Below are 25,345 nucleotides of genomic sequence, written 5' to 3'. Positions count from 1 at the left end.
TATATAATCTCTCTAAATTTTAAAAGTGGTTTTTTGGTCTAATTTCTTAAAGACACGGATTACTATTGTATATTGTAAAGTCAACATAATGAAACCATTAGCTATTTGCGCCCATGCAATTCCTATAATGCCAAAGTATTGTGAAGCTACATAATTAATCAATAAGGCAATAGGTGCTGAGATAAATGTCACATAAAAATTTTCTTTCATCTTACCCATCGCTAATAAGGTAACACCCATAATAGCATACGATGAATACAACACATATTTAATCATGAGTATTCCTGTATATGTGATTGTACTTTTGTATGATTCCCCATAAAAGAAAGGAACGAATACTAAAGAACCAATATACACCGCTAATCCTGCAACTACACTTAAAATAATAGCCTTCTTTTGCAGATTAAAGGCCATCTCTTTTAAACCTTTATAATCATTGCTTTTTTCTGTCAAATAAGGTGTATATATATTTTGCAAAGTTGCTGTGATTTGAGTAGCACCTAGAAGAAATATTGTTGCGATTGAATAATATCCCATTTCAACACGATCAGTTATAAAGTTATCCATAATAATAATATCTGCATAGTTCCCTATGTTATTTACAAAATTAGCCAGAAAACTAAAAAAAGCAATTCCCCAAAATTGCTTAGGTATATCTATGTTTGAATTGTCTAATCTCTTCACAGGATTCGCCTCTTTAAATAGAGGATACAAACCAATAGCCAATCCTAAAACCGTAGAGATAATAAAACCTTTCACACCAAATAACCAAGTACCAATAATTATAAACAATGCACCCTGCACTTTTATAATCGCTTGTATACTAGCCATTTTATTAACCTTTTTTAAAGCTAAGAGATAATTAATTAATATATTTGTTAAAGTTAATATTGGTACACATAAAGTATATATGACCCAATGGATCGAATATTGTTTAGAGATAAATATTAAAAACAAATTAAATAACAGAATGGATACAAAAGAAAATAACAAACTATTCCGAACAGAATAAGAAAGGATTTTCTCTTTTTGGTTGTCTTCTCTCTTCTCAGCACAAAACTTTAATATAGCGGTATCTAGACCGAAAGTTCCTAGTATAACAGCTAGTGTTAAATATGTTTGTAAGCTTCTTATTTGTGCCATACTTTCAGGATTAATAAATTTAGCAACTAATATAATACTTCCGAATCCTAAAAATTGAATCAAGAATTTAGTAAGTAACAAACTAAAAAAACCCTTTTTACCTAACTGTACTAGGTTATTACGTATTTTGTTAATAAGGGTTATTAAACGATGCTTCATATTATACTTTCTCCTTCGATACCCCATTCATCTGGCTTATGCTATTTTCTACTTTAGTTATAAAATCATCTAAATCTCTATTTTTAAACAGTACCGTTCCTTCCGGTCTCTTACACACATCACTAGCAACTGCTGGACATTCCAAATATAACGCCTCTTCTATACTAATTCCATATCCGTCACTATATGTTGGGCGCACCATTAAATTTGCATGTTTAAAAAGCGGCCATAATTCTTTTTGTCCTGTAATAAAATGAATATTATTTTCAAGCCCACTTAAATTTATCTTTTTTTTAATTTCATCAAAATAAGCCTCGTCACCGATTTCTGCAAGAGCAAAAATTAATCCGATATCTTTATGCTTTTCTTTTAATTTATCAATCATTTTAATACTTATATCTAAACCATATAAGTCAAACCCATTATGAAATGTAATTACAGAAGCATTTCCCACTATAAGAGGATGTGCTTGTGCTATAAATTTTTTAGTTTCATATGAATAAGTATCCATAATTTTTTGTTCATCTTCCATTGGGGGAGGGACAAAAGGTGATTGAATAGTTATTTTCTTTGGTAATTGAAGGTTATTTTTCACATAACCATCCTTCAAATGGGCTCCTACCATAATACATTCATCTATTTTTCTTACAAATATCCTAGCAATCCATTTTTGAATCCTACCTAGGTTATCTAATCTTCGAATTGAGTGATGATGTAAAATGATATGAGATTTAAATGGCCTAAATATTAACATTAACATTAAAGGAAATTTAAATCCGTCCAAATGAAATGTATGATACGAAGGTGACAGAAAACTCGTGATTAACAAAAATTTAATCTTCTCATAAATTGACATCCTCGAGAAATCTATTACTTCAGCCTTAACACCCATTGATTCCAATCTTTTTTTCGAACGATAAATATAGACACTTACTCCCCCTAAAGGAGGGGGATAAGGGCCAATTAAAAAATATTTATTCTTCTTCATTTCCAAACGCCTCTTGTATCAATAACAACTTTTTCATTTAATGTTAAACGGTCAATATCTTTATAAGCGTCATGATCTACCAATAACACAATTATATCTGCCTTTAAAATAGTAGAAACTGTTGAATCTAATTTAATTCCTAATTTGCTTAATTTTTCAGGTAGTTGTTGAATATTTGGTTCAGATACAATAATTTCCCCTAATTGCTGGTTGGCTAAATGCTCCACAATTTCAACAGACGGACTTTCACGCAAATCATCAATATTAGCCTTAAATGCTAAACCTAAACAAGCAATAATAGGATTTTTAAATTTATCTGCTTTTTCACGAATCTTATCTATAACATAACCTGGCTTATAATCATTTACCTGTCGAGCTGTATGTATAAGTTTAGCTTGTTCTGGCGCTGCGTCTACAATAAACCAAGGATCTACAGCAATACAATGTCCACCTACGCCTGGTCCTGGTTGTAAAATATTCACACGAGGATGTCTATTGGCTAAATTTATTAACTCCCAAACATTAATATGAAGTTCATCACAAATCATAGATAATTCATTAGCAAATGCAATGTTCACATCTCGGAATGAGTTTTCTGTTAACTTTGCCATTTCAGCTGTTCTAGCATTTGTTTCAAGTATTTTACCTTTGACAAATTTCTTGTAAAAATCTACTGTTTTCTTCGTAGAATTTTGGTTAATGCCACCTATTATTCGATCATTTTCTACTAATTCCCTTAAAATATGCCCTGGTAATACCCTTTCAGGACAGTGTGCTACAAAGAAAGCTCCTTTATTTGAGTTAATTTCTTCTGTCACAGTTAAATCTTCACGCTCTTCTAAAATCCATTCTGTCACTTTTTCTGTTGTTCCTACTGGACTTGTAGATTCTAAAATTACTAAATCACCTGGTTTTATGTACGGTGCTATTGTTTTCGTTGCCTGTTCAACATAAGTTAAATCTGGCTTATGATCACCCTTAAACGGTGTTGGAACAGCTAATATGAAAATATCTGAAGCTTCTGGTACAATTCCTGCCTTTAAATTTCCACTTTGCACAGCGGCTTTTACCATAATATCTAAATCTGGTTCATAAATATGTACTTTTCCACTATTAATCATTTCTACAGCAGATTCATTTACATCTACACCATATACCTGAAATCCTTTAGTGGCCAATAAACTTGCTGTTGGTAATCCAATATAACCCAATCCTACTACACAAATCTTTTCATTCATCTGTAACACCCTTCCCATTTTACAACAATAAAGTTAATTAATAAGCGCCTTTTCTCAGTATCACATTTACTACAGTTAAAAATAGAATTTTTATATCGAAAAATAATGATGCATTGTATACATAATGCAATTCTAAATCTACTCTTTCAGGGTATCCAACATCACTTCTTCCACTAACCTGCCAGTATCCTGTAATTCCTGGTTTCACAGATAAAAAGTTATCTTTTCTTTCCCCATATTCTAATAGTTCCTCTTGAACTACTGGTCTTGGCCCAACTAAACTCATGTCACCCTTAAGAACATTGATAAACTGGGGTAATTCATCCAAGCTCGTTTTCCTTAGAAAACGCCCTACACTCGTAATACGAGGATCTTCTTCCGGTTCAAGTTTATAGTTATTATCTATATACTTTTTATAAAGCACTTCATTTTGCTTTAGCTTTCCTTCAGCATCAATTACCATGGAACGAAATTTATATATACCAAAAGATTCACCATTTTTACCGATTCTAGATTGTCTAAAAAATACCGGCCCTTTTCCCTCTCCACACATATAAAGAATGGGAATTATAATAAAAAATGGGGAGAATATAATTAAACCTATAATTGCACCTACAATATCTATTGCTCTTTTCATTAATAAATACAAAACATTTTGCTTTCTAACGGTATCTATAGTTTCAGTTGCAGATTTACTTATTAAATTTCTTTCTTCCAAATTTTACCTTCCTCTCTTTTATACAAATACTTTCTCTTTGCTGACTATTGTATTCATATATTTCACTAACTCTTCTTTTAATTCTTCATGCTGTAATGCCATCTCAATCGTCGTCTTAATAAAACCAAACTTCTCTCCAACATCATAACGAGTACCTTCAAAATCATACGCAAACACACGTTGAATTTCATTTAATCGTTGAATTGCATCTGTCAATTGAATTTCTCCACCTGCTCCTGTTTCTTGATTTTCGAGGAACGCAAAAATTTCAGGTGTTAATATGTAACGACCCATGATCGCTAAATTTGATGGTGCTGTACCTTCTGCTGGCTTTTCAACAAACTGGCGCACTTGATAACGACGGTCATTTTGTTCAACTGGATCGATAATACCGTAACGATGTGTTTCATTTTCAGGTACTGTTTGTACACCAATAACTGAAGACTGTGTACCTTCGTATTGATCCATTAATTGACGTAAACATGGTGTTTCAGCTTGTACAATATCATCACCAAGCAACACCGCAAATGGCTCATTTCCAATAAATTTACGCGCACACCATACTGCATGTCCAAGCCCTTTTGGCTCTTTTTGTCTTATGTAATGAATATTAATTCTTGAAGAAGCTTGTACTTTCTCAAGCATTTCGTGCTTCCCCTTCTCTAAAAGGCTTTGTTCTAATTCAAAAGAATGATCAAAATGATCTTCAATCGCACGTTTTCCTTTTCCAGTAACAATAATAATATCTTCAATTCCAGATTCTATCGCTTCTTCTACTATATATTGAATTGTCGGTTTATCAACGATAGGTAACATTTCCTTCGGCATCGCCTTTGTCGCTGGTAAAAATCTTGTTCCAAGACCAGCCGCTGGGATAATCGCTTTTCTTACTTTTTTCAATTGTAGCCCCCCTAAATCCTTTTATTTATATGTAACAATAACAAAAACCCTACCTATAGAGTCATTTTTATAACTCCATAGGTAGAGTTTCTATTATAAATAAATTATGGGCATCCAACCCATCCTCACGTCATACTCCCGACGACAAGCGTCTAAGGTAGGTTCGAAATAAAAATTTCTACCCACAGCACGACCGAGTGCCTCCGTTGATAACGGTTAGGAGACATCACCAGTTCTTTATTTAAAAGATGCCAAACAACTTTTTACGACGAATTTGTTCTGGATCTTCTTTATAAATTGCTTTCCCACTAATTATTAAATACGGATTCTCTCTTAAATCATTCATAATACTTGCGCCGAATTCTTTCTCTATTAGTTCATAGCTTTCTGCTAGATGAAATCCTCTTGACGTTGTGTTATGTGCATCTGATGCGATCATATGGGTTAAATTATGTTCAACAAGTTGTAGTGAGAATTTTTTAATCTTTTTCCCGAATTTATCCAGAAGACTTCCTGCTGTCACTTGTGTTAATGCCCCTTTATTGACAAGGTTATATAACTTATCTGGCCTCTCAATTAACTCGGCGTTACGTTCGGGATGAACGATAATTGGAATCATTCCTTTTACACGTAGTTCATAAAATATTTGTTCTGCATAACGAGGTACATGATTAGATGGAAATTCAATGAATATGTATTTGTTTGTTTCATTTAAAGTAACGATTTTACCAGCTTCATAGTCTTCTAATATGTCACCATATAACCTGACCTCTTGCCCTGGTAAAATGGTAAGTGGAATATTATGTTGTTGCAGTTCATCATTTAGTTGTTTTACTTGATGAAGAATTGAGGTACGTTCATTTATATATTTTCCATTTTGATGGTGTGGTGTTGCGACAATTGTATGAATACCTTCCTCTATTGCCTTTTGCGCCATCACTAAACTATCTGTTACTGTCTGTGCACCGTCATCGATACCAGGTAAAATGTGACAATGTAAATCTATCATTTGTTTCATCCTCCCTCTCTCATATAAATCTTTTTTCCCTTGAATATGAGACATCTCATATTCAAGGGAAAAAAGGAGATATGTTTCCCATATCTCACTCTTTTAATTAATTTGCACCGTAGTAATAATATAAGCTTTGTTCACGTTCACGATCATTCAGAACAACGCCTAACAGTTTACCTTTTGCCGATTCTAATAAACCTTTTGCTTTTACTGCTGCTTCTTTTTCTGTCGATTCACTACGAACAACAAGAATAGAAGCATCGCATACATTCGCCATAATTTGGGCATCTGTAACAGCTAAAATTGGCGGCAAATCAAAAATAACCAAATCATACAGGCTATATGCTTGTGCAAGAAGCTCTTGCATTGATTTTGATCCTAATAATTCTGCTGGATTTGGCGGAATCGGACCACAAGCTAAAAAGTGTAAATTATCAACCGATGTTGTTTGTACACATTTTTCTAAACGTTCACTATGTGTTAATACGTTCGTTAACCCGAAAATATTATCCACTTGGAACATTTGATGCATTGCCGGTTTACGCATATCTGCATCAATTAATAATACTTTCTTTCCTTGCTGAGCAAACACGACTGACATATTCGCTGTTGTCGTTGTTTTCCCTTCACTTGGATTCGCAGACGTTACCATTAATGAATGTAAGTTCGTATCAACAGCTGCAAACTCGATATTCGTTCGAATATTACGATACTGTTCTGAAATTGGTGATTTCGGTTGTTGATGAGCAATTAATTGACGACGTTGACGATGATGTTTTTTCTTTTTAAATAAATTAAGAGCCAATTGTTTGTCCCCTCACTTTTCTTGATGATGGAGCGTGCGATTTCAAACTTGTTGTTTCTTCATTCATACGGGCTACAATACCTAACACTGGTAAACCAAGTAAGTTTTCTACATCTTCTTCTTTTTTTACTGTGTTATCTAAGTATTCTAGTAAGAATGCAAGACCAACTGAAGCCATTAAACCAACAACGAAGGCGATTGCTACATTTAACATTGGACGTGGTTTAATCGGAGATTGATTTTCTGCAACTTCTGCTTTAGATAGTACCGTTACGTTATCCACGTTCATAATTTTTGCAACTTCACCCTTAAACACATCCGCAGTTGCATTTGCAATATCGCGAGCTAGTTTTGGATCTTTATCCTCAGCTGTTACAGAAATGACTTGTGAATCTTTTTCATTCGCAACATTAATCTTTTCCGTTAAAGCTTGCTGTGTCATATTTAAATTTAATTTTTCATTCACTTGATCTAAGATTACTGGGCTTTTAATAATAACCTTATATGTATTCGTTAATTGAATATTCGTTTGAACTTCACCAGCTTGAATCATTGCACCCTCTTGCTTCTTCTGATTAACAAGAATTTGCGTAGAAGACTGATAGATTGGTGTCATGAAGAAGAAGCTAATGATAGCACTTACTATAGCAGCACCAAAGGCGATTACGAGGATCATCGCTAAACGTTTTTTTAAAATATGAAATAACTCTTTCAAACTAATTGTTTCTTCCATAAGTTCCTCCAACTTTCTAAAATTTGCACATAAGAAAAATTATAACATATAAATCTTACATTTTTTATTTTGAATATTTTAGTTCTACATTTATTGACATCAAGCACATATAATCTTACAAAATAATCTTAAATATGACAACACATTCCAACGAATTTCCAAAATTTCTATTGTATCATTTTTTTCGTATAATGCAATAAAAAATTTTATAAAAATTCAAAAAAAGCTGATAAAAATATTTATCAGCTTTCTCATTTACTATTCTATACATTATTTTCTAATAATATCCATATTGTTCTTTTTCTTCTCTTTTATCGTTTAAGACGACACCAAGTAATTTACCGGACGCTTTGTCTAATATTTGCTTCGCTTTTACAATTTTATCTTTTTCTGTTTTTTCACTGCGTACGACAAGTACGATTCCCTCGCATTTGTTCGCTAGTATTTGTGCATCGGTAACCGCAAGAACCGGTGGTGTGTCGATTAGAATAATATCAAACATGTTATATGCTTCTAGTAATGTCTCGTCCATTATCCGGCTACCTAATAGTTCAGCTGGGTTGGGCGGGATTGGACCTGCCGCCATTAAGTATACATTCTCTATATCTGTTTTTTGAATACATTGCATCAGTTTCGCTTGTCCTGATAATAGGTTCGTTAATCCATTTGAATTGTGAATGGCAAATAAGTTTTGAATCGTTGGCTTACGCAAGTCAGCTCCGATTAATAAGACTTTCTTTCCTTGTTGTCCGAAAACAACTGCTAAGTTTGCGATTGTCGTTGTTTTTCCATCACCTGGATCTGCCGAGGTAACAATAATAGAACGAACATGACTATCTACAGATGTAAATTCAATGTTTGTACGAATGTTACGATATTGTTCTGCAACACGTGATTTAGGCTCTTTATGCGTAATTAATTGTCGTAATGGTTTTCTTTTCTTTCTTCCGAACATATTAATAGTCTCCTTTTGTGAAATGCGACATTTCTCCTTTTTCTCTCTATGCTCGATTTCATACGTCTAATTAATATTTTGTATCACTGATTTCCCTACATCTCATCTTAATCAATATCATTCTACTTTGTCTTATATGAACACCTTTACAATATGACAATGACTTTACTTCTTTTCTGCCCTTATCATTTATCCTAATTTTTGAATAAATAATAAAGCAATTATATGGTAATCCCCTTCCATACACAAGTAATTTTCTGACTAGTTTGCATTTTAATGATTACACCGATATATAGTGGAAATAAAAAAATCTCCTTGCATTTTCACAAGGAGATTTTTTATTTCTGTTATTCCTTTTTATCACCAATCGCAAATGTAATTTCAGCTTCACATGCAACTTCACCATCTACTGTTGCGATTGCTTTTCCTTTTCCGATTGGACCACGTACACGTGTCATTTCTACTTCTAAACGAAGTTGATCACCTGGACGTACTTGTTTTTTGAAACGACAATTGTCGATACCTGCGAAGAAAGCAAGTCTTCCGCGGTTTTCTTCTTTCTTTAATACCGCAACTGCGCCGACTTGTGCTAATGCTTCTACAATAAGTACACCGGGCATAACTGCATAGTCAGGAAAGTGCCCGTTAAAGAACTCTTCGTTTGCGGATACATTTTTAATTCCAACCGCTCTTTTTCCTTCATCTACTTCTAATATTTTATCAACAAGTAAAAATGGATAACGGTGAGGAATGATTTCTTTAATTTGTTCTATATTTAGCATGTAACAATCGCCCCTTTTGTAATATTGGTCTTACCACTTGGACATATTGTTTATTATCCCATTTTGTTTATTGTTTGTCATTATAAAGTATAACTTTACTATCTTTTCCGCTTTATATATAAAAAAATGCACACACTCTATTCTCTTAAAATAGCTGCATATTCCAGCAACTGACACGGAGGTAGAAAAGAGTGTATGCCCAAATTAGGGAAAGGCAATATGTACTGAAACATGATTTGCCTTAATGTCGTATTCGACTCATTATATTATAAACGTTTTCAAATAAGGAAATATTAAATTTAACCATATATATGAATATTTCACCTGTTTTCTTCATTTTTCTTTATTTTTCTTCTATTTTCTCAATAAATCAAAATAAAATAAAAAAATGAAAGAATAAAAAAACAAAAAAGAACTACGGTTAACACCGTAGTTCTTCTCATCTTCCCCGCCTTTTGCGAGCTAATAATAAGTGGGGGATGCCCCCACTTATTAAAGTTTCACTTTATCGTAAAGCACGCTTTGGTAATTTATCGATATTCTCTAACATAATACCTGTACCAACCGCAACACATTGCATTGGGTTTTCAGCAATTAATACTGGTACTTTTAGTTCTTCTGCTAGAAGCATGTCGATACCGTGTAGTAAAGCTCCACCACCTGTTAGAATAACACCGCGGTCGATAATGTCCGCAGATAGTTCTGGTGGCGTGCGCTCTAGTACGCCTTTTGCAGCTTGTACAATGATAGCCGCGTCTTCTTTTAGTGCTTCTGTAATTTCTTCAGAGCATACTGTAATTGTACGTGGTAAGCCCGTTACCATGTCACGTCCGCGAATTTCAAGCTCTTCGCTACGCGCACCTGGGAATACTGTACCAACTTTAATTTTAATATTTTCTGAAGTACGTTCTCCAATTAATAGCTTATACTTACGTTTAACGTAGTTTAAGATCTCCATGTCAAACTTATCGCCAGCCATTTTGATAGAGGAAGAGGTAACAATATCACCCATAGATAGTACAGCGATATCTGTTGTACCTCCACCAATATCAACAACCATGTTACCGCTTGGTTGGAAGATTTCCATACCAGCACCAACTGCGGCTACTTTTGGTTCTTCTTCTAAAAATACTGTTTTACCACCTGAACGTTCAGCAGCCTCACGAATTGCTTTTTGTTCTACAGATGTGATATTTGTTGGACAGCAAATTAAAATGCGAGGTTTTGAAAAGAAGCTCTTTACGTCCAATTTGTTAATGAAATACTTTAACATTGCTTCTGTAATTTCGAAATCTGCGATTACACCATCTTTAAGCGGACGAATTGCTACAATATTACCAGGTGTACGTCCCACCATACTTCTTGCTTCTTCACCTACTGCTAATACTTTACCTGTGTTACGATCAATTGCCACAACAGATGGCTCATTTAATACAATACCTTTGCCTTTAACATGAATTAATACATTAGCCGTACCTAGGTCAATTCCGATATCTCGCGCAAACATTCCCGTCATTTCCTCCTCGATATTCAAAATCAGGTTACACCCGAATTCTTTTACACCTAATTTCTGATTTTATCATAAATTTAACAGAAACGTAATATTCGCAAAAAGAATTCTTCTGAAAAATATTACCGAATTGAAACGGAATGTTTGCGATCGCATATTTATTGACGGACCGGCTTTTCTACATCTTCTTTTCTATACTTTTGCTTTGTTGCTTCTCCGCCTCTTAAATGACGAATAGACTTATGATAATCAAGAATTTCTTTTACTTCATTTGCGAGCTCTGGATTAATTTCTGGTAGACGTTCCGTTAAATCTTTATGGACTGTACTCTTTGATACCCCAAATTCTTTTGCAATGACACGCACTGTCTTTCTTGTCTCCACGATATACTTACCAATCTTGATAGTTCTCTCTTTGATGTAATCGTGCACACCACTCGCCTCCCTAAATTGGATGTGAGAAGTGTGAAATGAGCCTCGCTGCATACGACTAAGAAGTAAGTGTGAGTGCTGTTTGTAAGCGTTAAACATTCTTGGATTTATAATGAAATGATTCACGATTTCTCACCTCAAACACTCTCTTTGCTTTGGTTTATACCATTGTATTGCCCGCACTACTGATATATGCTACATGTTCACTATTTTTGCGGACTAAGTTAAGAAAAATTACGTTTTTTTGTGAGAAATACGTTAACAGTGACTATTTTGGCGAAAAAAATGACACCTTGTATATAAGGTGTCATTCTTCTCGTTCCAACTCTTCTTCTAACAATTGATGGTGGGGAACCTCTTTCTTACCGGCAATATAATAATATAAAGTGAATAAAACAAACAATAAAATAATAGCAGTCGACAGAACAAATAAAAATGACACAGTATCCCCTCCTTTTTTTAATATATATTCGAGAATCTCGTCATTTTTCCTTGTTATTGCAACTTTTTTCTCGAAATTGAGTATTTTTATATAAAGTGAAACTTTAATCAGTGAGCGCCATTTCCCACTGATTATTAGCCTTCACCAATCGGGCTTTTACGGGCAGTTGACCCCAGGCCTAACTTCTTAGCTTTCACTGAATTTTGAAGTAGGGGTCTTACTGCCCGTTAATGCGGGGTAAAAGTAAAAAAATCAGCTCTCCTAGTGAGAACTGATTTTTTCACTTTCTTATTCTTGTGAAGAAGAACTGTTAGATGATTCTGTAGAACCATTTGTTGATTTTTCTTCTTTCTTCGGCTCTTCTTTTTTGTCACTAGTCGAACCGCTTGTTGATTTTTCTTCTTTTTGAGACTTATCTTCTGTTTTACTTTCTGGTTTCGTGCTCGTTGACTTCTCTTCTTTTTGAGATTTGTCATCAGCCTTTTTACCAGAAGCATTCGTTGCTTTTGCAGCACCTGCATCAGCTTTAATTTCTGCTACTGACTTATTTAAGTAGCGCTCAGGGTTCACAGCCACATTGTCTTTACGTACTTCAAAGTGAACGTGAGAACCTGCTTCTTTATTCATTGCACTTAGACCGGATGTTCCTAATACTTCACCTTGTACAACTCGTGCACCTTTTTCTACTTTCACACTACCTAAGCTTTGATAAGAAGCTGCTACACCATTTCCACTATCAACTGTTACAACATAACCAAGAAGTGAATCTTTTTCAGCTTTCGTTACTGTACCGCTTAAAGCAGCAGCTACATTGAATTCTTTTCCATTCTTCGCAGCAATGTCGATTCCTTTATTTGGGGAATATGTGTTGTTATAAAAGACAAGTGCTTTTTCTTGTTCCGCCTCAGTTGCTGCATCTTCATAGAATTTCTTCTGCACGACTACTTCCGCATTAGCGGCAGCTGGCATTTTCACTACTTCTGAAGATTTCGTTACTGGTACTGCTGGATCTTCCGATTGTGTATACGGTGTCGCTTGATCTTGGTTCGGAGTCTTCTTCGGATTAGCTCCTTGGAACCATAGCGCAACCATTAAAATTACCGCTGCACATGCAATGTATAGTGCCGGAAACACCCATCTTTTTTGAAATAAATGTACTACCTTTTGCGACTTTTTATTATTTCTTCCTCGCATTCCATCATCACCTCAGCAATCATTTTGAACAATATTCACGTATCCTATACAACGTATAACTAATTACTTTTCGACAAAATATGTAAAAATATGTATAGGAATTGTAAAATTTCCGAGGAAATGATAGAAAAAAGAAAAAACTGAGCACTTTCCGCTCAGTTTTTAGTCCAATTGTTTCTTTTTATATACGATTAAACATGCAATAAGTGAAATAACGAGCCACACTCCAACATTTAGCATATGCCCACTAATACTACTAAACCCAGCACCATCCACTAAGCTTTTAATCGCTTTTTCAAGATGAGATGTTGGAAGATAACTAATCATCGTCTTAATTACTTTATTTTCAACCATTGGCTCAAATTGTACAGCTAAATACATCGTCATTAATATTGGCATTCCAATTAGTGATGTTTGCGGGACAGACTCAGCTAATAATCCAATCACTGTTCCAATTAAAATGAATAGAATTGTTCCACATAAGAAAATAAATGCTAACAATAAGAGATTGCCACTTAATTGATCTAAAATGAATAAGTTTACAATGGAAATGCCCAACGTTAAACATGCTGTTAATATACTTTTCCCAAGAAGAACTTCAACAGAAGAAGCTGGTGATAGCATTAACACACGTAACGTATGTTTTTCTTTCTCTTCTGCAATTACCATTGATTGAACAAACCCTGCTACAAATAGAAAGGACATTAAAGTAATAATGCCAACTCCTGCCTGTCCTTCTCCAAATCGGCTAAATATAAATGCAAATATAATTGGTAAAGATGCCATTAACAAAACTTGTGAATTTGTCTTAAAATCCTGTACTTCTTTTCTAAAAATAGCTGATACACGTCTCATTGAAAATGTCATTATAGTCCCCTCCCAGTAACTTCAATAAAGATATCGCCTAGCGTTGGTTCGTGTGAATGAATGGATAGTAATTCACCTTTTTTCATCCATTCTGAAATACGTTTTGCACCTAATTCATCTTTTTGCACGACTTCTTTTTGCTTATCTTTTAATACAACTTGTATTTGATCTTTCGCGTATTGTAGACGAAGGTTTTCTGGTGTATCAAGCGCTACAATTTCTCCGCCGCATAGAAAGGCGATGCGGTTACAAAGCGTCTCTGCTTCGTTCATATTGTGAGTCGTTAAGAAAATCGTCGTTCCTTCTTTATTTAAGTCTTTTAAGATTTTATGAATGTTTTGTACGTTTACTGGATCGAGTGCGGATGTTGGTTCATCTAAGAAGAGGATATCTGGTTTATGAAGGATTGCTCTAGCTAATGTAACGCGCTGCTTCATTCCTTTTGATAGTTTCTTTACTGGTGTTTTTTTATCATCTAATAAATTCACTTGCGCTAGCACTTCATCAATTCGTTCTTTTTTACAATCGTATAAGTCACAAAATAATAGTAAGTTATCATAAATGCTAAGTCTTTCATATAAACCGCTGTTGTCTGTTAAAATACCAATTCGTTTATAATCGATGCTGCTTGGGCCTGTAATATCTTTTCCTAATACCTTTACCGTTCCAACACTATGGAGTAATTGAGAAGTTAAAATCTTTACTGTTGTCGTTTTTCCAGATCCACTTGGTCCAAGGAATCCGAAAATCTCTCCTTGCTTCACCTCAATATTTACATTTCGAAGTGCCGTTTTTTCGTTGAAACTTTTCATTACATCTTTCATTTCAATTGCCAATGTCATCCCGTCATCCCCTTTGTTTTTCTTTTTATAGATGAAAGTCGCTTTAGCGCTTTTCGTTTGTTTGTTTCGCTTTTCTTGACTCAATCATATGAAAAACAAAGGGGTTACGCAGTAAAATACCAGTAAAAGGAGTATTTTTACCAGTGAATGAATCGTATTTTAAGCTTATTGGAGCAATTTTTATAGCCCAATCACACCTTTTAATTCATCCATTCGTCCTTTTGAAAGCGGAATTGAACTTTTTCTTTCGTCATCCAAAATTAAACTAAAACTATTACGAGTCCACGTAATCACTTCTCGTACTCTTTGTAAATTCACAAGGTACGAGCGATGACATCTAAAGAACCCGAATCCTGTTAATCTCGCTTCTAGTTCACTTAATGTTAATGCACATACGAAATCACCTTCGCGCACATGAATATGTGTCACTCCGTTTTGCGTTTCAATGAAATGGATTTCCATCGGGTCTAATAAAATGATTTTATCGTTCACTTTCGCTGGTATTCTTTCTAACTTCATTTGCGGAATCATTTGAACGACTTTTTCTTCATCAACTTCTTCTACTTCCTCTTTTTCGATTTCTACTTTTTTCACACCAGCATTGTTTAATATGTATACATCTTCTGTTAACGAAAGAGCGTCCGATAGAAACGATGACGTAATAAAAATGGCCTTTCCTTGCTCTTTCATTTTCATAATTGCTTTTCGAATAATAATCGTACTCTCTGTATCTACATTTTGTTCTGGCTCTTCCAAAATAACTAAATCTGGATTATGAACCATAACTCGCCCAATATGAAGGCGACGTTTCTCTGAAAATGATAGTTTTTCTATTTTAACGTTTAATTTATCTAAGAGCCCGACATATTGTACTACTTCTTCCGTGCTCATATTTGATTCATAAAGTCCTATTAAAAACTTGAAGTATTCCTTTACCTTCAAACGGTCGTATGCTTCATCTTTCAAAAAACAAAAGCCGATGCGAGAATAATTTTTCTTTCCAATCGCTTCTCCCTCAAATAGCACGTTGCCAGTTGAAGCTTCTTCCTCACCAATAATAATGCGGTGCAACACTTTAGCTGTATGGTTATTACATTGCAAAACAACACATTGTCCTTGCTCAACCTTCAGTTCAACTGCTGGTAACTGGTTCGTCTTCCCTAATTGTCTCAACTCCAATAACGCCATTCTGTCTCCCCCAAATGCTTTTTATCACATTATACCAAACAATTAATGGAAATTTTTGATATTTTATGAAGCACCATAAAAAGAAGACTATCCAAATGAAAGGATAGCCTTCTTCTCTAGTTTTGTTCTACCATATAAGTCTCGAGCTGATCACGTAGTGCTCTCTTTAAAAACTTCCCTACAGATGTTTTCGGAATTTGATTTACAAATAAAATATCATCTGGCATCCACCATTTCGGAAATTCTACTTCTAGTAAAGCGTACAGTTCTTCTCTTTCTACTGCTTGTCCCTTTTTTAATACGACGCAAGCAACGGGACGTTCTTGCCATTTTTCATGCGGCACCGCTACAACAGATGCTTTTAACACTTTATCGTGCGACATTAAGGCATTTTCTAAATCTACGGAAGAAATCCATTCGCCTCCACTTTTAATTCAGTCTTTCGTACAATCAGCAATCTTAATACATCCTTCCGAATCAACCGTGACAATGTCTCCTGTATAGAGCCAACCGTCTTTCATTGATTCTTCTGTACGTTCATCCTTATAATAGCTTCCAGCGATCCATGGGCCCTTTAAACAGAGTTCTGTCATCGCTGAACATTGACGATTTTTTTAATATATCAACGATTCGACAAGGAACCTATCCACTAACAAAAGAAAACCGTCCCAATATATCTCTTGGAACGGTCTCTTTTCCCCCTACTTCTTCACCATTAACTTTCCTTCATAATCATTCATCGACTTTATTTCGACACCCTTATAATAATGAGCAACGATATCTGTATATTTCTTACCTTCCGCTGCCATGCCATTTGCTCCGTATTGGCTCATGCCAACGCCGTGACCGAATCCCTTCGTTGTAACGACGATTTTATCCCCCTCTTGTTTCCACGTGAAGTCAGAAGAGCGTAAATCTAGCTTTTCACGAACTTGCTTTCCTGTTAATGTTTTCCCTTGAAATGCTACATCTTTTACTCGCTTTCCTTCCGTAAGATCTTTAATATTTCCAACCTTCCCGTCTGCCAACACCTTCACACCAAGACGTTTTTGAAAGTCAGCTACTGTAAAAGTTTGCTCGCTCGTAAATTTTGGAGAGGCTTGATCCCACGGACTATCTACGCTCTTTAAGTACGGATAATCATTTCCCCAATAATCAGCCGCATTTTCTGTCCGGCCATTACTCGTTGAGAAGAAGGATGCTGAGATTGGTTTTCCATCGTATGTTAAAACTTGTCCTGCGGTTTTCGAAACGGCTTCTTCGATTTTCTTCAAATTATTTTCATAGTTATTACCCCATTGTTTCTTCAATTCTTCTTTGCTTTTGTACACTTGATCTTTCACCGTATCGGTCACGTCCGCATTGTTTTTCTTTCCTCCGCTTAGCATACGCTGCACCACAAATGTTCTCGCTGCTAATGCCTGCGCCTTTAGCGCCTCTATTTCAAAACTGGCATTCATCTCAGAAGCTACTACACCGGTCACATACTCCTCCATAGGTAATGTTTCTACCTTCTTTTGCTGATCACGATATACAGCAACTTGAATCGCTGTATCCACTTTCCCTGGAGCTGGTATACTATCTATCGCTGGAGGAGTTTTAGAAGCTGCTTCTTCCCCTACTTTTGCTTTCGCAAACGGAATAACAAGAGCAGCAGGTACAATGATAACGAGCGCTATTAGAAGCGCTACTGTGATAAAAAGTGGCTTTGAAAATTTCATCTTATTTCCCCCAATATCCAAAAGCTTTACTCCATTCATTCTTATGGAACAACTCTTTCTTTTAGAACATACTGAAGGGGAACCATATAAAGTGGAACTTTAATTAGCCGCACCAATCGAATGTTTACGGGCAGTTAACGCAGGATAAAACAAAAATTTTCTAAATATTTTTACTGGTACGTGCATAAGTATAGAATTTATTGACTATAACAGTAATAACCCAAAAAAATAGCCCCTACGTCAAAAGACGTAGAGACTATTTCAATTAAGCGTGAAGATCAGAAACTTCTTGTTCTTTCACTTCTTCTACTTTTTCGTTTACACGTTCAATAGTTGCACCTAATGCAGCTAATTTCTTATGGAAATCTACATAACCACGGTCAAGATGCTTTAACTCAGTTACACGAGTGTAACCTTCAGATACTAAACCAGCTAAGATTAATGCAGCAGCAGCACGTAAGTCAGTTGCGCCTACTTCAGCACCTTGTAAGCTGTTTGGACCGTTCATAATAACAGAACGACCTTCAATTTTAATATCAGCATTCATACGACGGAATTCTTCAACGTGCATAAAGCGGTTTTCGAATACCGTTTCTGTAATCATACTTGTTCCATCAGCTTGTAGTAATAATGCCATCATTTGTGATTGCATGTCTGTTGGGAAACCTGGGTGAGGCATAGTTTTAATATCAACCGCTTTTAACTTATCTGGGCCGATAACACGTACACCTTCATTTTCCTCAATAACTTTAACACCCATTTCTTCCATTTTCGCTGTAATTGAGCGTAAATGTTCAGGTACAGCATTTTCAATTAAGATGTCTCCACCAGTAATTGCCGCTGCAACCATGAATGTTCCCGCTTCAATACGGTCAGGAATAATAGAGTGGTTTCCACCATATAATTTATCAACGCCTTCGATACGAATCGTTCCAGTTCCAGCTCCGCGTACTTTCGCTCCCATTGCATTTAAGAAGTTAGCTAAGTCAACGATTTCTGGTTCTTTCGCTGCGTTTTCAAGGATTGTTGTCCCTTTTGCTAATGTAGCTGCAGACATAATGTTTTCTGTCGCGCCCACGCTTGGGAAGTCTAAATAAATTTTAGCTCCTTTTAGTTCTCCCTCAACGTATGCCTCAACAAAACCATTACCAACCTGTACTTTTGCTCCCATTGCTTCGAAGCCTTTTAAATGTTGGTCAATTGGACGTGAACCAATTGCACATCCACCAGGAAGTGCAATACGAGCACGACCGTTACGTGCAAGTAATGGTCCCATTACTTGAACAGATGCACGCATTTTACGTACATATTCAAATGGTGCTTCAATGTTTAGTTCTTTAGAAGCATCGATTGTTACTTGGTTATTTTCAAATACGACTTCAGCATTTAAATGACGTAATACCTCATTAATTGTGTATACATCAGACAAAACTGGTACTTCAGATAGTACATTCTTTCCATCACTCGCTAATAGGGCTGCAGCGATTATAGGTAATACAGCATTTTTTGCGCCCTCAACACGCACTGTGCCGTTTAACCGCTTTCCGCCACGGACGATGATCTTTTCCAAATTATTCCCCTCCGTGTCCTTTTTTCAGTATCTATTCACTCAATACTCAGAAGTTATGATCGGTGTGCCAACCACAATTGTATCTTTGTTGTCTGTAGAACGTATTGCTATTTGCACATTTATTTTCTCTCTATTTGTTGAAAGAGCGTCATCCCACTTTTTATTGTATGCGGAGACTGACACAAATGCTCTTTCTTCTATCTGTTCGATCGCTCTTGCTGAAAGATCTTTCAAAACCTGATTGGTTTTATTTTGCAAAACACCTTCAATCTTATCATTCAGTACACCTTGAACACAAGTGTAAATTATAGGTTTTTCACTAAAAATTTTATTTGTTTTCTGAATGTACTTCGGGTCCCATTTCGCCCCGCTTACTTCAAAAATAATGAAAGTGTTTTCTTTAGTATTTTCCTTACTCCATGTTACTACTACTCGTTCTTCATAAGAAGAAAATTTTTTATAGGATGTAGCTTTATATCCATCTGGAGATTGCTCTAATTCCCACTTTTGAACATTCGCCTTGTCCTTCACATCGTTTAACAACTTTTGAAACGTATGTATATTAGAAATTGTTTTTGTTTCTCGCGCTAACCATGACCACTTCTCTACTTTAGCATCATTTTTCTCTAAAGTTGCAATCATGCTCTCCATTTTCTGTTCATCGCTGATCGGTTTCATCTCTCTATATCCAACCAAAAATAAAACAACACTTATCACAACAATAAGAATGGCTTTAAGCTTCAATTTCATCCCCTCCTATCCCCATTGTTAACGGAGATATGAGGTTCTATACACTTACTTTACTAAATACGTTAAACTCTTTGAATAGCCTAAATAATCAAGGAAAAAGTTACTTACAGATGTCCCAATTGCAATTGTAATTAGGATGAGTAACACTCGCGTCTGCATCACCTTTCCAGACTTCATTAAACGCTCAATGTGAACACCTTGTAAGGCCCACCATGTAATGGTAATAAACAATAAATGCGAAACAATGGCAATCAGTGCTTGTTGCCCTAAAAGATGTGCCAAAAAATCGACCCCTTTTTACCCAGCTACTACTTACGAAATACTATAAAAACGATACCATAATAAGTAGGAGCCACACTTTTTCAAATACAAATAAGCATCTTACATTTCACATCATAATTTGCTCTCAAAAAACATATACCTACATGCATTTTCAATTGTAATTCACACAAAATAAAAAGCGCAGAGTAACAACTCCACACCTTTTATTTTCACTATTGTACCACGTTCCCTAAGAAGAAGAAATCCTTCATTAATGGAAAATATTCATAAAAGAAATTGTATCCAATCATCGGCATAATCCCTAGTATTACAATCGCAATTGCACAAAGGCTCATAACAACCTTTATATTCAATGGCAAACGAATTTTCTCTTCCACTTCTCCCGTCCAGAAAAACATTTGCTGTAAAATACGGAAATAATATACGAATGAGATGACTGTCGTCCCCATCATAATAGAAGCTAGTACGTAATGAGCTGGCTCTACATGCAGTGCACCTAAAAAGATGTTAATTTTCCCGATGAAACCAGCTGTTCCTGGTATCCCGGCCAACGATAATATAAAAATCGTCATCACTATCGCTGTAAATGGCGACCGCTTATATAATCCGGTGAAAATGGTAATGTTTTCTTTGTCGCTTTGTAAGATTAAGCCGTGGATAATTGCAAACGCGCCTATATTCATAAGCATATACGCAAGCATGTAAAACCACATGCTATCCATCGTAAATGGTGATAATGCTACAAGCGGAACGAGTAAATACCCCGCATGTGCGATTCCCGAATAGGCAAATAGACGTTTTACGTTATATTGCTTTAACGCTACTACGTTTCCAATAATCATCGTAATACTCGCTAGTACTACAATGTATATGCTCATACGTCCGTATAAAGATTGCATGTCTCCTTGCACCGATACACTTGCAAAAACCATGAGAAACAGACGAGTAATTAGTAAGAACCCTGCAATTTTAGAAATCGTCCCGAGAAAAGCAGTAACAGGCGTAGCCGCTCCCTCATACACATCTGGTGCCCACATATGAAACGGTACTGTCGCAATTTTAAATGAGAGTCCAACGAGCAGGAGTAGAAATGCGAGAGCTAACAATAACTGAATACCACCAGCAAGCTCCCCTGTGAATACTTTTTGCATATCCACGATATTAGTTGATCCTGTAATACCGTATAAATAACTCATTCCAAAGAGCGTAATTGCCGTTCCAATTCCTCCATTAATGACATATTTCATGGCCGCCTCGTTTGATGCACGGTTCTTTTTTCGTATTCCTACTAAAATATATGAAGAAAGTGAAAGCAATTCTAAACCGATGAAAAGTGTAATGAAGTCGACACTAGAAGCCATAAACATAGCCCCAAGAAGTGCCATTAAAAATAAGTAATAATATTCTCCCTTATCTTCAATTGGATTCTTCTTATCATCGCTCATTGCGGTGCATAAGATGAGGGCCGCTCCGCCTAACAACAACGTTTTGAACCCTTTTGAAAACCCATCTAACACAAACGATCCGTTTAAAATATCTCCTGTCGGTTCACCATATAGCGTAATTAATGAGACAATTGCTAATATGACGGCGGCGATTGCACTAAGCGCTACATATCTATGGTTCAACTTAAAAAACAAATCACATATGGAAAGAAGGATGGCAGCTCCGAGAATAATGAATTCTGGCACCATGAGATGCCATGATAAGCTAAGTAACGTATTCATATCCATCCTACTTCACCCCCAATGTTTTCAATGTATTTTGAAGCGGATCCCCTAGTATTTCTGGCATTACTCCAATTGCAATAATGCAGAAGATAAGTAGCAATATAGGGACATACTCCCATCCGTGTATATCAGCTTTCGCCTCCCACTCTTTCTTACCAAATGTTACTTGAAGTGTCGCTCTCAATACGTATACAGCGGTTAAAATGATGCCAAGTACACCGACTGTAGCAATGATTGGCTCCCCTTGGAATAAACCGAGAAAGGCAAGAAACTCGCTAACAAATCCAGACATTCCTGGTAATCCAAGCGATGCCATTCCTCCTGCTAAGAAGAATCCGCTAAGTACCGGGACACTTTTTGCGAGTCCGCCAAGCGCTGTAATATCCGACGTTCCAAAGCGCTGTTCTATAACGCCCAGTAAGAAGAAGAGTAAGGCTGCAATTAAACCGTGAGAGACAACTTGGAATAGTGCCCCTTGTGTACCTGGTGCATTTAACGCCGCAAGGCCCATTAATACAATGCCCATATGCGAAATACTAGAGTAAGCAAGTACCTTCCGGAAGTCCGTTTGGATGAGCGCTAAGAAGGCTCCGTACAATAAATTAATGACTCCTAAAATCGCAATGAGCGTTGCAAACTCGCGAAAGTATTCCGGGAATAGCCCCTTTCCGAAACGAATCATACCGTATGCCCCAATCTTCAGTAAAACGCCCGCATGAAGCATAACTACAGCCGGATGCGCTTCAATATGCACATTGACCATCCAGCGATGTAACGGGAAAACGGGTAGTTTAATCGCAAAAGCAATCATTATGGCAAGAAACAAGCCGAACTGTAAACTACTTGAGACAGCCATTCCTCCCCCAGCACCTACACTCGTTAATATTTCTTTAAGCTCTGTAATATTTGTTGTACCTGTTTTCGCAAATAAAACCGAGAAAACGATGAGCAAAATGGCGGAGCCAATACCGTTATATATTAAATAACTATAAGCAGCTTTTTCACTCGACAATTTCCCCCACTTCCCAATTAATAAAAACATTGGTGGCAACGTAATTTCAAAGAAGATAAAGAACAACATTAAATTTTGAGCAGCGAAGACGCCGAGCATCCCTATTTCTAACATGAGTAGCAGCATATAAAAGGCTTTCAAGTTTCTTTTAATAGTAAATGCCGCAATTGCTGCAAGCATCGCTAGAAGGGCTGTCAGCGCCATCATAACGAGCGATAAACCATCAATGCCGAGCTCGTAATAAATGGAAAACCATCTTTTATCCACCGCTGCAAGATCCCCAAATTTAATCCATTTCACTTTTTCATCAAATAGCGATAAACTCTTTCCAGAAGCATATGTACAAGCGAGAACGATAGCGATTCCAAATGGAAGCGCCGTTCCAAATAAACCAAGCGCTCGCACTGTACGCGATTCTTTTTTCGGTGTTAATACAAGTAAGAGAATTCCTAAAAGCGGGGAAAAAATGAAGAACGTTAATAACAAATCATTCATCGTAAATCCCCTCCCGTATAGAGCAAAATAATGACGAGTACTGCAAGCGAAACAACTGTTACAGTGCCGTACACTTGTACATTTCCGTTTTGGAGTCTAGAACCGAGTCCGCTTATCCCTTTAATTAGACTCCCTATTAAAATGGCAATTCCTTCGACTACATACACCTCAAATAAGCGAAGCACATGGGCGACTCCCTTCGTAATAGGGAGCACCGTCATATTGTATAGTTCATCCACATAATATTTTTCTTTCAAAAGGTTATAAAGAGGTGTTCCATCACCACCAGCCCAATCTCTAGAAATAGATTTCTTGCCATATATGAAATATGCAAGAGCAATCCCAGCAAATGAAACGATAGTCGCTACGATCATAATCCAAACTGGTCCGTGTGCCTCTCGCGTTTTAAATGCTACATCTTTCGTAAGCCAATCCCCGAGGAATGTCCCAAACCATGGTGTATTCATATAACCCGCCACTACCGCGAGAACGCCAAGGACGATCATCGGATACGTCATAATGCGGGGCGATTCCTGCACATCTCCCTTCGTCTTGGCTTCCCCAGTAAAGACAAGGAAGTATAGCCGGAACATGTAGAATGCTGTTAAGAACGCTGCAATTACTGCTAATATGAATAAAACGTAATTGCCATTCATCCAAGTCACCGCTAAAATTTCATCTTTACTAAAGAAACCTGAAAGGAGCGGAACCCCACTAATTGCAAGTGTACCGATTAAAAATAGTGCACCCGTTACTTTCATCTTCTTCTGTAAACCACCCATTTTATTAATGTCTTGCATATGCACTGCATGAATGACACTTCCTGCCGCCAAAAATAGTAGCGCTTTAAAAAAGGCGTGTGTCGTTAAATGGAAAACACCAGCTACATAACCGGCAGATCCTAACGCAAGCATCATATACCCAAGCTGGCTCACTGTAGAATAAGCAAGCACTCTCTTTATATCCGTTTGTACAAGACCTATGGAAGCCGCAAAGATTGCAGTGAAGGCTCCAACGATTGCCACCGTCTGCATCGCCACCGCACTTGCTGAAAATAGCGGGAACATCGTCGCCACTAAATATACGCCAGCTGCGACCATCGTCGCCGCATGAATAAGTGCCGAAACAGGCGTCGGCCCTTCCATCGCATCTGGTAACCACGTATGAAGCGGGAACTGACCTGACTTCCCCATCGCACCGATAAAAATTAATATCGCTGTTATTGTAATCATCGTAGGGGTAAGATCCCCCGTATGAATCGCCCTAAATATTGCGTCATATTCAAAACTACCTGCATGCCAGAAAATTAAGATCATCCCAATAAATAAACCGACATCTCCAATACGAGTCATAATAAAAGCCTTTTTCGCAGCAGCCTTCGCTTCTTCTTTAAAGAAATAAAAACCGATGAGTAAAAATGAACCAAGGCCGACTAACTCCCAAAATATATAAAGCTGTAATAAATTCGGGGATATAACGAGCCCGAGCATCGCAAATGTAAAGAGCCCTAAATAGGCATAAAAGGTTGGTAATCTTTCCTCACCTTTCATATAACCTTTCGAATACACATGTACAAGTAAACTCACAAGTGTAACGATAAACAGCATTAAAGCCCCTAATGCAGTCACTTCAAAGCCAAATGTTATATCAATATCTCCCGTTCTAAGCCATACCCACTTATGCTTCACGCTTGCTTCTGAAAATCTTTCTATTAATACAAGTACGGCAAATATAAAGGAGAGAAAGACGAGGAAAATACTAAGTACACTGCTTCCTTCTCTAATTTTCTTCCCGAATATAAGTAATAAAAAAAACGAAACAAGCGGGAAAAGCGGTATGAGCCATGCATAATCGATCATTGTTTCCTTCCCCCTTTTC

24 protein-coding genes and 1 pseudogene are annotated in these 25,345 nt (G+C 36.5%); all 25 read right to left on the bottom strand.

The window, feature by feature from the left end; all coding sequences use genetic code 11:
* Positions 1-12: 12 nt before the first annotated feature.
* Positions 13-1,302, bottom strand: coding sequence for a lipopolysaccharide biosynthesis protein (locus tag ILT06_RS22625; RefSeq protein WP_179196810.1), 1,290 nt, complete (start codon positions 1,300-1,302; stop codon positions 13-15).
* Position 1,303: 1 nt separating this feature from the next.
* Positions 1,304-2,290, bottom strand: coding sequence for a glycosyltransferase family 4 protein (locus tag ILT06_RS22620; RefSeq protein WP_088113901.1), 987 nt, complete (start codon positions 2,288-2,290; stop codon positions 1,304-1,306).
* Positions 2,287-3,528, bottom strand: a complete 1,242-nt coding sequence (gene wecC / locus ILT06_RS22615) for a UDP-N-acetyl-D-mannosamine dehydrogenase (protein ID WP_088113902.1) — start codon at positions 3,526-3,528, stop codon at positions 2,287-2,289. The genes ILT06_RS22620 and wecC overlap by 4 nt, the downstream gene beginning before the upstream one ends.
* A gap of 37 nt (positions 3,529-3,565) precedes the next feature.
* Positions 3,566-4,246 carry a sugar transferase gene (locus ILT06_RS22610; protein WP_149173777.1) on the bottom strand — a complete coding sequence of 227 codons (681 nt, stop codon included), beginning with the start codon at positions 4,244-4,246 and terminating at the stop codon, positions 3,566-3,568.
* Between the two features lie 18 nt (positions 4,247-4,264).
* Positions 4,265-5,146, bottom strand: coding sequence for a UTP--glucose-1-phosphate uridylyltransferase BpsC (gene bpsC, locus ILT06_RS22605; protein ID WP_098111978.1), 882 nt, complete (start codon positions 5,144-5,146; stop codon positions 4,265-4,267).
* 241 nt (positions 5,147-5,387) lie between these two features.
* Complete coding sequence (locus ILT06_RS22600; protein WP_098111977.1) at positions 5,388-6,155, bottom strand: tyrosine-protein phosphatase; 768 nt, start codon at positions 6,153-6,155, stop codon at positions 5,388-5,390.
* 106 nt (positions 6,156-6,261) lie between these two features.
* A complete protein-coding gene (locus ILT06_RS22595; RefSeq protein WP_149173778.1) occupies positions 6,262-6,963 on the bottom strand; it encodes a CpsD/CapB family tyrosine-protein kinase in 702 nt (233 codons plus the stop codon).
* Positions 6,953-7,696 (bottom strand): YveK family protein, encoded by a 744-nt coding sequence (locus tag ILT06_RS22590; protein WP_098111976.1) that lies wholly within the window; start codon positions 7,694-7,696, stop codon positions 6,953-6,955. Before ILT06_RS22590 ends, ILT06_RS22595 begins: the two co-directional genes overlap by 11 nt.
* 277 nt (positions 7,697-7,973) lie before the next feature.
* Positions 7,974-8,651: a CpsD/CapB family tyrosine-protein kinase gene (locus ILT06_RS22585; protein WP_149173779.1), complete on the bottom strand. Its 678-nt coding sequence runs from the start codon at positions 8,649-8,651 to the stop codon at positions 7,974-7,976.
* Between the two features lie 347 nt (positions 8,652-8,998).
* The gene (fabZ, locus tag ILT06_RS22580) at positions 8,999-9,433 is read right to left on the bottom strand and encodes a 3-hydroxyacyl-ACP dehydratase FabZ (protein WP_000931959.1); all 435 of its coding nucleotides are present in this window, start codon (positions 9,431-9,433) and stop codon (positions 8,999-9,001) included.
* Between the two features lie 505 nt (positions 9,434-9,938).
* Complete coding sequence (mreB, locus tag ILT06_RS22575; RefSeq protein WP_000457990.1) at positions 9,939-10,940, bottom strand: rod shape-determining protein; 1,002 nt, start codon at positions 10,938-10,940, stop codon at positions 9,939-9,941.
* A gap of 161 nt (positions 10,941-11,101) precedes the next feature.
* Entirely contained in the window at positions 11,102-11,374 is a 273-nt protein-coding gene (gene spoIIID, locus ILT06_RS22570; protein ID WP_000544012.1) for a sporulation transcriptional regulator SpoIIID, read from the bottom strand.
* 307 nt (positions 11,375-11,681) lie between these two features.
* Positions 11,682-11,816 (bottom strand): hypothetical protein, encoded by a 135-nt coding sequence (locus tag ILT06_RS22565; protein WP_000008903.1) that lies wholly within the window; start codon positions 11,814-11,816, stop codon positions 11,682-11,684.
* A gap of 288 nt (positions 11,817-12,104) precedes the next feature.
* Complete coding sequence (gene spoIIQ, locus ILT06_RS22560) at positions 12,105-13,010, bottom strand: stage II sporulation protein SpoIIQ (protein WP_088047747.1); 906 nt, start codon at positions 13,008-13,010, stop codon at positions 12,105-12,107.
* Positions 13,011-13,172: 162 nt separating this feature from the next.
* Entirely contained in the window at positions 13,173-13,877 is a 705-nt protein-coding gene (locus ILT06_RS22555; RefSeq protein ID WP_000144455.1) for an ABC transporter permease, read from the bottom strand.
* The gene (locus ILT06_RS22550) at positions 13,877-14,719 is read right to left on the bottom strand and encodes an ABC transporter ATP-binding protein (protein ID WP_064476122.1); all 843 of its coding nucleotides are present in this window, start codon (positions 14,717-14,719) and stop codon (positions 13,877-13,879) included. The genes ILT06_RS22555 and ILT06_RS22550 overlap by 1 nt, the downstream gene beginning before the upstream one ends.
* Before the next feature lie 180 nt (positions 14,720-14,899).
* On the bottom strand, positions 14,900-15,907 hold the full coding sequence (locus ILT06_RS22545; RefSeq protein WP_064476121.1) for a LytTR family transcriptional regulator DNA-binding domain-containing protein: 1,008 nt from the start codon (positions 15,905-15,907) through the stop codon (positions 14,900-14,902).
* Positions 15,908-16,023: 116 nt separating this feature from the next.
* Positions 16,024-16,500: pseudogene (locus ILT06_RS22540) on the bottom strand (AMP-binding enzyme); the annotation flags it as partial.
* A 108-nt stretch (positions 16,501-16,608) separates the two neighbouring features.
* Positions 16,609-17,628, bottom strand: coding sequence for a stage II sporulation protein D (gene spoIID, locus ILT06_RS22535; RefSeq protein WP_222655564.1), 1,020 nt, complete (start codon positions 17,626-17,628; stop codon positions 16,609-16,611).
* A gap of 265 nt (positions 17,629-17,893) precedes the next feature.
* The gene (murA, locus tag ILT06_RS22530) at positions 17,894-19,198 is read right to left on the bottom strand and encodes a UDP-N-acetylglucosamine 1-carboxyvinyltransferase (RefSeq protein WP_000411269.1); all 1,305 of its coding nucleotides are present in this window, start codon (positions 19,196-19,198) and stop codon (positions 17,894-17,896) included.
* Between the two features lie 39 nt (positions 19,199-19,237).
* Entirely contained in the window at positions 19,238-19,942 is a 705-nt protein-coding gene (locus ILT06_RS22525; RefSeq protein WP_370458093.1) for a YwmB family TATA-box binding protein, read from the bottom strand.
* Positions 19,943-19,993: 51 nt separating this feature from the next.
* Positions 19,994-20,230, bottom strand: a complete 237-nt coding sequence (locus ILT06_RS22520; RefSeq protein ID WP_000940744.1) for a DUF1146 family protein — start codon at positions 20,228-20,230, stop codon at positions 19,994-19,996.
* Positions 20,231-20,442: 212 nt separating this feature from the next.
* Positions 20,443-21,957 carry an NADH-quinone oxidoreductase subunit NuoN gene (nuoN, locus tag ILT06_RS22515; protein ID WP_327940812.1) on the bottom strand — a complete coding sequence of 505 codons (1,515 nt, stop codon included), beginning with the start codon at positions 21,955-21,957 and terminating at the stop codon, positions 20,443-20,445.
* A gap of 7 nt (positions 21,958-21,964) precedes the next feature.
* The gene (locus ILT06_RS22510) at positions 21,965-23,467 is read right to left on the bottom strand and encodes an NADH-quinone oxidoreductase subunit M (protein ID WP_222655562.1); all 1,503 of its coding nucleotides are present in this window, start codon (positions 23,465-23,467) and stop codon (positions 21,965-21,967) included.
* Positions 23,464-25,326, bottom strand: a complete 1,863-nt coding sequence (gene nuoL, locus ILT06_RS22505) for an NADH-quinone oxidoreductase subunit L (protein WP_222655561.1) — start codon at positions 25,324-25,326, stop codon at positions 23,464-23,466. Before nuoL ends, ILT06_RS22510 begins: the two co-directional genes overlap by 4 nt.
* Positions 25,327-25,345 lie beyond the last annotated feature (19 nt).

Source organism: Bacillus sp. 17RED48 (genome assembly GCF_019837545.1).
In the GTDB taxonomy this organism is placed as follows: Bacteria; Bacillota; Bacilli; order Bacillales; family Bacillaceae_G; genus Bacillus_A; species Bacillus_A wiedmannii.
This window is presented reverse-complemented; position numbering and strand designations above follow the sequence as displayed.